General features: G+C 63.5%; 12 protein-coding genes and 1 pseudogene. 3 read left to right on the top strand and 10 right to left on the bottom strand.

Annotation, left to right across the window (positions count from 1 at the left end):
- Positions 1 to 183: 183 nt before the first annotated feature.
- Together L0G76_RS10250 and L0G76_RS10255 are read right to left on the bottom strand one after the other, a co-directional pair.
- Positions 184 to 753 carry a DapH/DapD/GlmU-related protein gene (locus tag L0G76_RS10250; protein ID WP_304357145.1) on the bottom strand — a complete coding sequence of 190 codons (570 nt, stop codon included), beginning with the start codon at positions 751 to 753 and terminating at the stop codon, positions 184 to 186.
- Positions 754 to 860: 107 nt separating this feature from the next.
- Entirely contained in the window at positions 861 to 1,379 is a 519-nt protein-coding gene (locus L0G76_RS10255) for an SRPBCC family protein (protein ID WP_304357146.1), read from the bottom strand.
- A gap of 61 nt (positions 1,380 to 1,440) precedes the next feature.
- Between L0G76_RS10255 and L0G76_RS10260 the strand changes: the two are divergent.
- Both L0G76_RS10260 and L0G76_RS10265 read left to right on the top strand, forming a co-directional pair.
- A pseudogene (locus L0G76_RS10260) lies at positions 1,441 to 1,938 on the top strand (GNAT family N-acetyltransferase).
- A 52-nt stretch (positions 1,939 to 1,990) separates the two neighbouring features.
- A complete protein-coding gene (locus L0G76_RS10265; protein ID WP_304357147.1) occupies positions 1,991 to 3,181 on the top strand; it encodes a winged helix DNA-binding domain-containing protein in 1,191 nt (396 codons plus the stop codon).
- Between the two features lie 38 nt (positions 3,182 to 3,219).
- Here L0G76_RS10265 and L0G76_RS10270 read toward each other — a convergent pair whose 3' ends face one another.
- From L0G76_RS10270 to L0G76_RS10305, 8 genes are all read right to left on the bottom strand, one after another.
- The gene (locus tag L0G76_RS10270) at positions 3,220 to 4,137 is read right to left on the bottom strand and encodes a LysR family transcriptional regulator (protein WP_304357148.1); all 918 of its coding nucleotides are present in this window, start codon (positions 4,135 to 4,137) and stop codon (positions 3,220 to 3,222) included.
- Positions 4,138 to 4,219: 82 nt separating this feature from the next.
- Positions 4,220 to 4,753, bottom strand: coding sequence for a GNAT family N-acetyltransferase (locus tag L0G76_RS10275; protein ID WP_304357149.1), 534 nt, complete (start codon positions 4,751 to 4,753; stop codon positions 4,220 to 4,222).
- A 40-nt stretch (positions 4,754 to 4,793) separates the two neighbouring features.
- The gene (locus L0G76_RS10280) at positions 4,794 to 5,258 is read right to left on the bottom strand and encodes a dihydrofolate reductase family protein (RefSeq protein ID WP_304357150.1); all 465 of its coding nucleotides are present in this window, start codon (positions 5,256 to 5,258) and stop codon (positions 4,794 to 4,796) included.
- A gap of 290 nt (positions 5,259 to 5,548) precedes the next feature.
- Positions 5,549 to 6,079, bottom strand: coding sequence for a GNAT family N-acetyltransferase (locus tag L0G76_RS10285; protein WP_304357151.1), 531 nt, complete (start codon positions 6,077 to 6,079; stop codon positions 5,549 to 5,551).
- Between the two features lie 131 nt (positions 6,080 to 6,210).
- On the bottom strand, positions 6,211 to 7,548 hold the full coding sequence (gene dnaB, locus L0G76_RS10290) for a replicative DNA helicase (RefSeq protein ID WP_304357152.1): 1,338 nt from the start codon (positions 7,546 to 7,548) through the stop codon (positions 6,211 to 6,213).
- A gap of 147 nt (positions 7,549 to 7,695) precedes the next feature.
- Positions 7,696 to 9,078 (bottom strand): FtsX-like permease family protein, encoded by a 1,383-nt coding sequence (locus L0G76_RS10295; protein ID WP_304357153.1) that lies wholly within the window; start codon positions 9,076 to 9,078, stop codon positions 7,696 to 7,698.
- A gap of 13 nt (positions 9,079 to 9,091) precedes the next feature.
- Entirely contained in the window at positions 9,092 to 10,453 is a 1,362-nt protein-coding gene (locus L0G76_RS10300) for an FtsX-like permease family protein (RefSeq protein ID WP_304357154.1), read from the bottom strand.
- Between the two features lie 8 nt (positions 10,454 to 10,461).
- A complete protein-coding gene (locus L0G76_RS10305) occupies positions 10,462 to 11,229 on the bottom strand; it encodes an ABC transporter ATP-binding protein (RefSeq protein ID WP_304357155.1) in 768 nt (255 codons plus the stop codon).
- A 146-nt stretch (positions 11,230 to 11,375) separates the two neighbouring features.
- Between L0G76_RS10305 and L0G76_RS10310 the strand changes: the two genes are divergently transcribed.
- Positions 11,376 to 11,696, top strand: a complete 321-nt coding sequence (locus L0G76_RS10310) for an ArsR/SmtB family transcription factor (RefSeq protein ID WP_304357156.1) — start codon at positions 11,376 to 11,378, stop codon at positions 11,694 to 11,696.
- Positions 11,697 to 11,733 lie beyond the last annotated feature (37 nt).

An 11,733-nucleotide genomic window follows, 5' to 3' on the forward strand; every position in this document is an offset into this window, starting at 1 on the left:
GAGAACGGGCCGCTCTGTGACCCACACGCGGCGACAAGGAGAAGTGATGACGAACTGGGACTGGAGGAGCACAAGACTTCGGCTCGCATTGAATCCGAGCTCACGGACATGGGACTCAGCGCTGAACACATCTCAGCCATGCCGAGTCCGCCTCTGGGAGGCTGCAGCAGGGGTGCAGGCGGATCAGTCGTTGACCGAGCGCACCATGCGTGCAGGTGTTCCGGCTACGACGGTTCCTCCACGCACGTCCTTGGTCACGACCGATCCCGCGGCAACTACCGAGTCATCGCCGATGGACACGCCGGGCAGGATGGTCACGTTCGAACCGATCCACACATTGCGGCCGATGATGATGTGGCCAGGACGCATGTCGGCGCGGCGCTCCGGGTTGATGTCGTGATTGAGGGTCGCCAGAACTGTGTTGTGGCCGATGAGGCTGTCGTCTCCGATCCTGATGCCGCCCTGGTCCTGGAAACTGCATCCGGAATTGATGAAGACTCGTCGACCGAACGTCGTGTTCTTCCCGAAGTCGGTGTGGAACGGCGGGAACATGGTGACGGTCTTGTCCACTGGTTTCCCGATCAGTGCGGCCAACAGCTGCCGAACCTCATCGGGCTCGTGATATGAACCGTTGAGTTCCGCGGTGATCCGCAGCGCCTCTTGGCTGGTGCGGTGCATGACCTCGTGAAGGGGTGAGTCGCCGACGATGGTTTCACCGTTGTTGAGTGCTTTGACCAGATCCTTGAGTTCCATACTGGCCATCCTTTCGCGTTTCTCGCTTTCCTGCATTCTCGCCCGGAAGCACGTTCACGGTTTGAGCAGGACCTTGATCGCGTTCTTCGACTTCGGGATGGTGTTCTTCAGTCCGCCTCTGCGTTCTCCTTGCGTGAGAATTCGTCCTTCATCGCCGTCAACGTTCTGTGGATGTTGAGCCGTTGGAAGTCTGCGAAGGCTCTGCCGCGGGTGAGCACGCGGTCGACGATCGCCGCGAACCAGTCGGGCCAGGCTGTGCGGTCATCGTTCCAGGTCTCGGTGACTCGGGTGCGCCCGTCGACGTTCTCGAACTCATAGACCCAGGTGGCGATGCCGGCACGAAGCTTCGGTGAGCCGGCACCGATCTTGCGCACGTGGAAGGCGAACCGTTCACCCGGTTCCGAGGCGGTGACGACGCATTCGGTGACCCAGCCAGCCCGACCTCGACGGTTGCTGCCTTCGAAGACCTCGCCCACCTGCAGCGGCCGTGCCTGCGCCGAGGTGTCTGCTCCCGTGTTCTCCGGACTCCACCGCGGCATCTGCGTCGGATCGGCCACCTGTTCCCAGAGGGTGAGTGCGTCGACGTCGATGATCATGGCGTCGCTGACCTGCATTGTGCGCTTCATCTGATTCCCTTCCTCGCTCCCGTCCATCCTAGTGGCGCAGATCCGGAGTATCCTGAAGTCCATGCCCCCGAACGCGACGCCTCGCCTGAGATTCCGTGAGATGTCAACAGATGATCTCGACGAAATGGCGGGCCTCCTCGGCGATCCCCGGGTCATGGAGTACTACCCGCACCCCAAGGACCGTGCGGAAGCGGCCGGGTGGATCATCTGGAACCAGCGCAACTATGCCGCGTACGAGCATGGGCTCTGAATCATCGAAACCCCCGAGGGCGAATTCATCGGAGACTGCGGCCTGACCTGGCAGAAGGTCGATGAGACACCCGCCCTGGAAGTCGGTTTCCACGTCGCGCAGTCTGCGCAGGGGTTCGGCTATGCCACCGAGGCGGCCCTTGCCTGCCGTGATTTCGCCAGTTCCCATGCCCTGGCGTCCCGGTTGGTCTCGATCATCCACCGGGACAATCGGCCCTCCCAGCGGGTGGCTGAGAAAATCGGCATGAACCCTGATCGCACGCTCACACATTCCTCGCCGGTTCACCTCGTCTACGCGATGGACCTCTGAATCGAGAAGTTCCGTCGACGTGCCCACGCACCTGCCGCGTTAGCCTGGATCTATGAGCGTGAAGGTCACACGGGACGAGGTCATTGCGTTCCGCCTTGAGGCGCAGAACCTGAATCGGCGCCTGAATGAGCAGTCCCTGGTCGCTGCCACCGGAGTCTGCGGGGTGCAGAACAGCCCGCCCGGATCGGCTCTGCTCGCCCTCAACGCCCGGGTTCAAGGTGTCACTTCGGAAGCGGTCAACGCTGCGATCTCCGATGACAAGAGCCTGTTGCAGAGCTGGTGCATGCGCGGTGCACCCTTTTACTTTCCGACAAGCGATCTTCCCATTTTCACCACCGGTGCTCTCCCGCCCACCGACGATGGACGGCGCCACTTCGTCCTCGGTGTCGAGGCCTCGCTCGACGAACTGGGGATGTCCCTCGCCGAGGTTGTCGACCGGGCCCGGGACACGATCGGAACCGTGCTCTCCGGTCGCAGGCTGACCGTCAATGACCTGGGAACAGAGATCGCTGAGCAGATCGCTCACGACCTGCCGAAGAACAAACGCGCCGGCTGGGAGCGTGAGGGACCGTATGCCAAGGGCCAGCCTCTGGGAGAAGGTGTCGTCCATTTCTGCCTGCGCATCCTCACCTTGCAGAATGTCATCTGTTTCGCCCCACGGGACGGGAACAAGGCACCGTTCGTACTGCTCGATGAGTGGCTGGACGCTGAAGTGCCGGAGATGGCTCCAGAGGACGCCCGAGCCGAGCTTCTCCGGCGCTACCTGCATGTCTATGGGCCGTCCACGCGCGGGGACTTCGCCTCGTGGCTCGGCGTGCGTTCACGCGAAGGTGAGGCGTGGTGGGACCTGCTCGACGGCGAGATGACCGAGGTCGACTTCGGTCGGCGAACCTGGGTCCTGTCCGAGGACCTCGATGCGCTGCAGTCACCGCCCACACCCAATGGCGTGCGACTGCTCCCGCCGCGCGATCCCTATATTCAGGGACGCGACCGGGGGACCATCATCGACAAGCAGTTCCACCGCGATGTATTCAAGACCGTCGGTGAGCCCGGGACCGTTCTTGTCGACGGCCGGATCCTCGGCATATGGCGAGCGCGCAAAAAGGGGAAGAACCTGAGCATGTCTGTCACGGCATTCGACCCGCTGTCGGCTCACGCGAAGAAGTCGGTGGAAGCCGAGGCCGAGAAGGTGGCGAGTCTGCGCGGCGCCGCAGCGGTTGAGGTCGACGTCGACTCCAATTGATTGAGAGGTTGGGGCTGGACGTGGCTGGAGGCCGGACTTCAGCGTGCGTCTCCTGAGCGGGCGCCTCGTCCCATCAGCGCGTCACCGTGGGCGACGGTCTGATCCCGCAGGGCCTGAACAACAGCGGCCACGGCCGGTCGGCGCATCGAGTCGGGCCGCAGCACCATCCAGTACGGCAGCCGCTCGGAGAGGGTCTCGGGAAAGAGCCTGACCAGGTCATCGTGCAGGTCGGCCATGAAGCAGGGTAGGAAGCCGATGCCTGCGCTGGCACGGGTGGCTTCGACATGGACGAAGACGTTGGTCGACGACAGTCCGTCCTTCATTGTGGGGACCAGTCGACGTGGGGCGTCGAGGTCATCGACCTGGAGCATGGAGTCCACGAAGTACACCAATCGATGCTCGGTCAGCTCATCCTCGGTGGCGGGGGTTCCGTTCTCGGCCAGGTAGTCCCGTGATGCGTACATACCCAGTTCATAGCCACCGAGCTTGAACGCTTCGGCGCGATGGACTTGGGGTTCGCCGACGACCACTTCGATGTCGAGGCCCGATCTCTGCTGCAGGGCCTGCCGCGTCACGGTCACGATCTCGACGCTGAGCCCGGGGTGCTGACGCCGCAGTGCGGCCACGGCCGGAGCCGCCACATAGGCGCTGAATCCGTCGGTGGCCGTCATGCGCACCACACCCGTGATCGGGTCGGGACCACGCCCTGATTCGCCGAGGCTGCTCACCGCAATCTCCACCTGCTCGGCGACCCGCACGGCCTCTTCACCGAGTTCGGTGAGTTCCCATCCGCCGGACGCGCGTGAAAGGACCCGTCCACCGAGGGCCTTCTCCAATGCCGCGATCCGGCGCGAGATGGTGGTGTGGTTCAAGCCCAGGGTCTGTGCCGCGCTCGTGAATTTGGCCGATCGGGACACCGTGAGCAGAACCAGAAGGTCGTTCGGTTTCATGTCCATATCTGCAATTTTAGGCACGGTTGCTGCGATTCGAGGGCTACGAACGGTGACGCCTGTGCGCGAATGCGCACTCCGCGGTCGGTCAGAATCGGTCGAATGGGCCTGCGTACCGAAATGTTCCAGCTTGATGCTCGTAGTCCGAGAGCGTGCGAATCTGGAAGTAGTCACCCCAGGCGGGGTCAGGGGAAGTCACTGCGGTCGTTGCGGCCGGGACGAATCCGAAGCGCGAGTAATAGGCAGGGTCGCCGAGCAGACCGACGACGGTCTCACCTCTGGCGTCAGCAGCACCAAGCACCGCGTGCATCAGCGCCGAGCCGACGCCGGTCCCCTGTTGACCAGGACGGACGCTGACCGGTCCGATGCCGAGAGCCGGAAACGAACCTACGTGCGCCCGTGTCGCCACGACATGTCCGATGGTCTCATCGCCATCGACGGCGACAAGAGAGAATTCGGGAATCCATGCGGGATCGGCCCGCAGCCATGAGATCAGGGTGGCTTCTCCGGGATCTCCGCCCGGCTCCACCGGTGGAGCACTGTGTTCAGCACCGCGAAAAGCGGCAGCCGTGACGCCTCGGATCGCTTCGATGTCGCCTGAACGTTCTCGTCTGATCAGCATACGAGGTGAGCCTACCGTGCTCCGTTGCGAAACCGGGCACTCAGCGCCTGGTCTCGTACCTGGTCAGGAGCACTCCCCCGGCAAACGACCGGGTCTCCACCAACGTCAGATCCGCCCACTCATCCAATGCGGTGAAGAACGGTATGCCTCCGCCGTCCTCCGCCTTGAGCCGGGAGATCTCTGTGGCAGCATCGCCGGAGACCAGTCGGGCGTTCCCCTTGAGTTCGCTGATCGTCGACGAGAAGACCACCTTCGGCATCTCCACCCAACGCTGCGCGTACTCGATCTGTTCGGGTGTGACGTCGGGATGCTGGTCGGCGGTCGGCCAGAATGGGCTCATCGTCTCCCATAGTCGTCGTCCGTACAGCGCGAGACTCGTCGCGCCCACTCGGTCGGACCACCATTGGAACACCTCGTCACTCGGCACGCTCCAGCCGAGATCGTCACCGGGCGCGGCCACGTAGCCGTCCAAACTCACGTTCATGGCAAAGGTCAGTTTCCGCATAGCGTCATGCCTCTCATAAGTCGGCAGCCCCTGATGCGGCAGATATTACTCCCGCCTACGCAGTTGGCGCCACAGACCGATCGCGACGAGCACTTCGTGCCTCAGACTCAAAAAACTCTCGCAAAGACTGATCCGACACCGAGAAGTTCGACACCGACGATCAACTACTTGGGCACGATGCGACTCATCGAGGCGCTGCGTCCTCTGTCCAGCGATGCTAAGCCTGCCCAGTACAACGGCATCGCCGAGGCGCAGGATATCGCGGCGACGACATCTGGTAATCCGTGTGGTCAGAGGACGTACTCGAACAGGTGGAACTCGTTGAGGTCAGTGTCCTCGTAGTGGACCGTATGGCACCCGAGGTCGGTGAAGCCGTAACGGGAGTACAGCTTCCGGGCAGGCATGTTCTCGACGTAGGTGTCCAGGCGGACCGTGCGGCATCCCTGCTTCTGGGCGACCTCGATCGTGGCGTCCACGAGGAAGCGGGCGACGCCCTGGCCAAGGTGATCGGGCGCGACGCCGAGAGCGTGGACGACCAGCACCTCTTCTGGGGTTGCTGCGATCGCCCAGTCGGCATTTTTGTATGCCTCCACGGTGTCGTGGTTGAGCACGACGACCCCGGCGATGGTGCCCTCAGCGGTCAGCGCCAAGAAGAGGTCGCCGGCGAGGATCCAGCCGGCGACCTCCTCCGGGGTCGGGTGGTTTTCCGTGTGCCAATGGGGGAAGTCGACTGTCGCGGCCAGGTGATCGATGATCTGCCGGTAGGCCCTTTGCGCCTCAACTGTGTCCTCAGTTTCAGCGCGTCGGAAGTTCAGTGTCATGTGAAACGTCTTTCCACGGGAGGAAACTCCAGGGCAGCCTGACGCGTCCGGGCTGTTCCAACGGAGAGAACAATGTATCGAGAACTACGGACAAAGCAGACGAAATCTCAACGTGCAGCAGCGCCGCATACCTACTGCGGCATGTTGACGAACCGGGACTTCGCGCCCTGGAAGGCCACGGAGATGTCAGCGGTCGGACCGGCACGGTGCTTGGCGACGATGATGTCGGCCTCGCCGGCACGTTCGTGTTCCTTGTCGTACATGTCGTCACGATGGATGAGCAGCACCATATCGGCGTCCTGCTCGATCGAACCGGACTCACGCAGATCCGAGATCATCGGCCGCTTGTCCGTCCTCTGCTCGCTGCCACGGTTGAGCTGCGAAAGAGCAATGACAGGGATCTCGAGTTCCTTGGCCAGCAGCTTGAGCGAACGCGAGAACTCGGAGACCTCCTGCTGACGTGATTCGACTCGTTTGCCGGAGCTCATCAGTTGCAGGTAGTCGACGCAGACCATCTTGAGGTCGTGCTGCTGCTTGAGGCGACGGCACTTCGCACGGATCTCGGTCAACGCCATGTTCGGAGAATCGTCGACGAACAGCGGGGCATCGTTGATGCGCGATTCCGTCGCGGCCAGAGTCGTCCAGTCGTGAGGGGAGAGCTCACCTCGGCGGAGGTTCTGCAAGGGGATCTCCGACTCCGCGGACAGCAGACGCATGACGAGTTCGTTCTTGCCCATCTCCAAGGAGAAGAACACTGCGGCCTGGCCGTTGTGGATTGCCGCCGAGCGCATGAAGTCCAGCGCCAGAGTGGACTTGCCGACACCCGGACGAGCCGCGATGACGATCATCGTGCCCGGGTGGAAACCGTTGGTGAGCTGGTCGAATTCGGTGAACCCGGACGGCACACCGGCAGTCATACCGTCGGTGTCGCCATTGCGTTCGATCTCCTGAGCGACATCGCCGAGGATGTCGGCGAGGATCAGATAATCCTCAGTGGTGTGGCGCTCGGTGACCTGGTAGATCTCCGCCTGAGCGGAATTGACGACCTCATCGGTGTCGCCCTCGGCGTCATAGCCCATCTGCACAATGCGGGTACCGGCCTCGACGAGGCGCCGCAGCACTGCCTGTTCGCGCACGATCGCTGCGTAGTAGCCGGCGTTCGCAGCCGTCGGGACGGAGGAGATGAGCGTGTGCAGGTACGCCGCACCGCCGACACGGGACAGGTCGCCGGTCTTCGTCAGGTAGTTCGCCACGGTCACGGAGTCCGCGGGTTCACCGCGCGAATACAGGTCGAGCACAGCCTCGTAGATGGTCTCGTGAGCTGGCTTGTAGAAGTCATCGCCGGCCATGGACTCGACGCAGTCGGCGATCGCATCCTTGGACAGGAGCATCGCACCGAGGACGCTCTGCTCCGCCTCGACGTCCTGCGGTGGGGTTCTCAGCCCGTCATACCCCTGATTGTTGCTCAATCGTCTTCCTCTTCCTCGAACCTCGTCGGTGGACACCCGCTGTCAGCGCCCTCCAACTGTACCTGGATCGAGAACCCGCAGACCCACCTCGGCGGGGATATCCGGGTGTGAGCACAAGCTCACTCCGGCATGCTCAGAAAGCCGCCCTCACTCCCGTGAACGACCGGCCGTCGCCACGGATACGAGGATCGGCTTCGCCAGCTGCAGTCCCGATCTGATGATGAGAATACCGATGAGCACTGACGCGAGAATCGTGAGGAAGGTGATCGGTTTGAGCACCAGGGCAGCCCCGGCCAGTGGCAGCACGAGGACGAGACCGAGTCCGCCGGCCAGCAGCGACACCCAGATGGCCGGGCCCAGAACCGCTCTCACCATCGCCCGGTGCATGGTCTCCGGATCCATTCCCGCGGCATAGAGGTCTTGGAAGGTGTCGGCGCGGTCGTAGATGTCTGCGACCTGGTTGATCAGGGCCGATACTGCGATGAGGAGAATTGAGATCGCCATCACCAGCATGACTCCGGTGAAGATGTCCTGGAGGAGGAACCGGTCTGCGTCCGTCATCTGGGCACCAGATTCGTCACCCGCGTCGAGGCCGATCTGCATGAGGGAGATGCCCGAACCGCCCACGGCCGCGACGAATGCGGTCATGGCCAGACCGGAGACTCGGCGCCAGAACCGTTTGGGTTCGTCGGAGACCAGACGGGCGGCGATGAGGCGTTCCGGTGTCCGCGCCCGGTTGCCGCTCAGGTGGGCGAACCACCTGATCAGCAGCCCGCCGACGAGGTCGACGACAAGCAGCCCGAGAACGAACATCGCGATGACGGCGGTGAGGAGGATGCCCAGTCCGAGCCCTCCGCTCTGCGTCAGCGTCACGGCCACCGGCAGGAGCACAATCGCGATGGCCGCCAGAACGACCTGAATCACGGGGAACTTCCGCTCGAGGGCCTTGGTGCGCACACCCAGCGGTGAGATCGCGACCTTGCGCAGGCCCATCAGCGCCGCGGCGATGCATACGAAGATGAGGAACACGACCACCGCGGCGACGAGCCAGGCGGGCATGAGCATGTTCTCGTATCCGATGGGATGGCCCATGAAGTGGATGAGGCTCACCGGCCACGCCAGGCCCAGGTAGCCGAGGACACCGAGGACGATTCCGCAGATTGCGGGCACCAGCGGCTCGACCACCGCGAGGGTGACGGTGGACGAGCGGCTCGCCCCGAGCAGCGACATCGTGGACAGGCGCTCGTCCTGTCGACGGGCCGACAGGGTCGCCGAGGCAGACGCCAGGGTGCTCGCGGGAATCACGAGCAGGATGGTCGCGAAGCTCGCGAGGAATTTGTACATGAAGTCCATGCCCGCCGTGTCCGGGTCCGGGCCGGCCGGGGTCTGGAAGAACATCCAGGCCCCGGCGGCGACGGTGAGGAACAGGGAGGTGCAGGCGAAGAACGCGCTCATCACCAGGATCGAACTCGGCGAGGTCAACGTCGTGCGTCCCAGGACGAGGGGAACGACGCGAGTTGCTGTGGACATGTCGATCTCCTCCCTACGCCGCGGCGGTCACAGCGGTGACCCGTCGCACGAGCGGGCGGGTGAACTGCAGTCCCAGCCACACCATCGCCACGCCGCCGACGAGCACCGATGCGACGACGGCGATGGTCAGAGGATCGCCGAGGTCACTCGCCGAGGCCATGAGAGCGGCCAGCATTCCACCCAGCAGCAGGGACACGAGGGTGACGAGGACGATGGGTGACATGACAGCATTGACGGTAACCCGGTGCATCATTGTGCGCGTCATCCCCGCCGAGTGCAGTTCCCGATAGGTCGATGCCCGGTCGAGGATGTCTGCGGCCTGGTTGATCGTCGCGGAGATCACGATGAAGACGAATGCGATGGCCAGAGTGAGGATGAGTCCGGTGAAGATGTCGTCGGCCATGTACTGGTACGGGCCCATGATGGCCTTGTCCGCGGCGGTGAGATCTCCCTGATTCGCCCGCATCATCGCCGCGCCGGCCCCGCCGACGACCGCGATGAAGGTGATCATCGCAAGACCGGCCACGCGCCGCCAGTACTGAGCGGGAGCATCGGCGATCATCGACGCCGCGATCATTGCCGTCGGCCCGCGGGCGATCCGGTGACTGAACCAGCCATGGATGCGCATGACGAGGACCCCGATGACGTTGATGAGCAGAAGCGCAATGCCGATCGTGATGATGCTTGCGACGACGAAGACCATCGTCGGCTGGTTCCGGTCGAGGGAGAAGACGAGGGCACCGATCATGCCTGCCACGAGCACGACGACGGCGATGACCCGAGCCACTGGGAATTTCCGTGCCAGTGACCTGGTGCGCACGCCCAGCGGCGAGACCGTGATCTTACGCAGGCCGAGCAGCGCTGCGAACAGGCAGACGAAGAGCAGCACCACGACGACTGCGGCGAGCAGCCACCAGGGCATCAGGAGTGCGGAGTACCCCAGCGGCTCACCGGTGAAGACGAGGAAGCTGAGCGGGTAGGCCAGCAGGAAGTAGCCGGCGATCCCCGCAATGATGCCGACTGCTGCGGGGATGAAGGGCTCGGCGACCGCGAGGAGTCGGACGGTGCCGGGCTTCGCGCCCAGCAGGGAGAGGGTGGACAGACGTTCGTCCTGGCGCCGGGCGCTCAACTTCGCCGAGGCGACTCCCAAGCTGATCGCGGGAACGATGAGGAAGACCGTGGCCAGGGTGGCGAGCATGCGATAGAGGTCGCCCACCTCGGCGTATCCGGAGACCTCGGGACGGTCGTTGAACGCCCAGGCTCCGCCGGCGACGGTGAGGAAGAGGGTCGAGCAGGCGAAGAACGCGATGGCCACGAGCTTCGAGGTGGTTGAGGCGAACGATTGCTTGGTCAGTACGACGGGAAGGATATTCATGGTCGGCATCACCGGTTGTTCTGGACGTACTGATTGTTCTGGACGTACTGCGTCGGCGCCTGCTGGGCCTGGGCAGCGGAGTCGGAGACGATCCGGCCGTCGGCGAGACGGACGATGCGGGAGCAGCGGGCGGCCACGGTCTCGTCATGGGTGACCACGACCAGGGTCGATCCGCGGCCGGTGGTGGAAGCGAGGAGTTCGGAGAGCACCTCGGTGGAGGTGGTGGAGTCCAGGGCACCTGTGGGTTCGTCGGCGAAGGTGACCACGGGCTGGGTGACCTGGGCGCGGGCGATGGCCACACGCTGGGCCTGACCGCCGGAGAGCTGACCGATGCGCTTGCTCAGGTGCTCGGCCAGTCCCAGACGCTGAAGCCATGCACGGGCGTGTTCGGTCGCATCGGGGCGCTTCATGCCCGCCAGCATTGCGGCGAGGGCCACGTTGTCCAACGCGGAGAGCTCGGGCAGGAGCAGCCCCTGCTGGAAGACGAAGCCGAAGACCTCACGGCGCAGTGCGGTGCGGCCCTTCTCCTTCAGCGAGGTGATCTCTGCTGCGGCGCTGCGGTCGGTGGGCAGGAGGCGGATATTGCCCTCATCAGGGCGGATGATACCGGCCAGGCAGTGCAGGAGCGTGGTCTTTCCGGAACCCGAGGGGCCCATGATGGCCAACGATTCGCCGAGGCCGATGGTGAGGTCGACTCCGGCGAGCGCATAGGTCTGGTTGTAGTGCTTGCTGATGTTCGTCGATGTGATGATCGCGGGAAGCTGTGTGTTTGTCATGGCTCCATCTTTTCGCAATCGACCTTGCGCGACCATGAAGTCCTCCCACCTCCTGGGCAGGGAAAACCCGACCCTTCGAGCGGGGCTATAAGCCGCGGCACGTCGGGCCATTGACAGGCAAGTACCTGCTTGCCTATTATGATGATGTGGCTGATATCTTCAAGGCACTTTCAGACTTGACTCGGCGGACTATTCTCGATGAGCTGGTCGACCGTGACGATCAGACCCTGTTCGAAATCTGCTCTCGGCTGAGCAACAAACATGAGCTGAACATGTCCCGACAGGCGGTGTCCCAACACCTCGCGGTGCTGGAAGCTGCTGGGCTTGTCCGCTCACGCAGAGAAGGCAGATACAAGTTCCATCGCATCGACCCGGCGCCGCTGCGGTCGATGCTCCATCGGTGGACGACACCGCAGACGACTATGAATACGAATGAACAGACAACTATCACCGAGGAGTCATCATGAAGGCACAGTGGATCAGCATTCCCGTCGACGATCAGGC

The sequence above is a fragment of the Brevibacterium picturae genome (genome assembly GCF_030453725.1).
Classification (GTDB): Bacteria; Actinomycetota; Actinomycetes; order Actinomycetales; family Brevibacteriaceae; genus Brevibacterium; species Brevibacterium sandarakinum_A.

Bases quoted from the DNA above. Each gene is read 5' to 3' on its own strand.
- L0G76_RS10250 (WP_304357145.1), bottom strand. From the start codon at position 753: ATGGAACTCAAGGATCTGGTCAAAGCACTCAACAACGGTGAAACCATC.
- L0G76_RS10255 (WP_304357146.1), bottom strand. From the start codon at position 1,379: ATGAAGCGCACAATGCAGGTCAGCGACGCCATGATCATCGACGTCGAC.
- L0G76_RS10265 (WP_304357147.1), top strand. From the start codon at position 1,991: ATGAGCGTGAAGGTCACACGGGACGAGGTCATTGCGTTCCGCCTTGAG.
- L0G76_RS10270 (WP_304357148.1), bottom strand. From the start codon at position 4,137: ATGGACATGAAACCGAACGACCTTCTGGTTCTGCTCACGGTGTCCCGA.
- L0G76_RS10275 (WP_304357149.1), bottom strand. From the start codon at position 4,753: ATGCTGATCAGACGAGAACGTTCAGGCGACATCGAAGCGATCCGAGGC.
- L0G76_RS10280 (WP_304357150.1), bottom strand. From the start codon at position 5,258: ATGCGGAAACTGACCTTTGCCATGAACGTGAGTTTGGACGGCTACGTG.
- L0G76_RS10285 (WP_304357151.1), bottom strand. From the start codon at position 6,079: ATGACACTGAACTTCCGACGCGCTGAAACTGAGGACACAGTTGAGGCG.
- L0G76_RS10295 (WP_304357153.1), bottom strand. From the start codon at position 9,078: ATGTCCACAGCAACTCGCGTCGTTCCCCTCGTCCTGGGACGCACGACG.
- L0G76_RS10300 (WP_304357154.1), bottom strand. From the start codon at position 10,453: ATGAATATCCTTCCCGTCGTACTGACCAAGCAATCGTTCGCCTCAACC.
- L0G76_RS10305 (WP_304357155.1), bottom strand. From the start codon at position 11,229: ATGACAAACACACAGCTTCCCGCGATCATCACATCGACGAACATCAGC.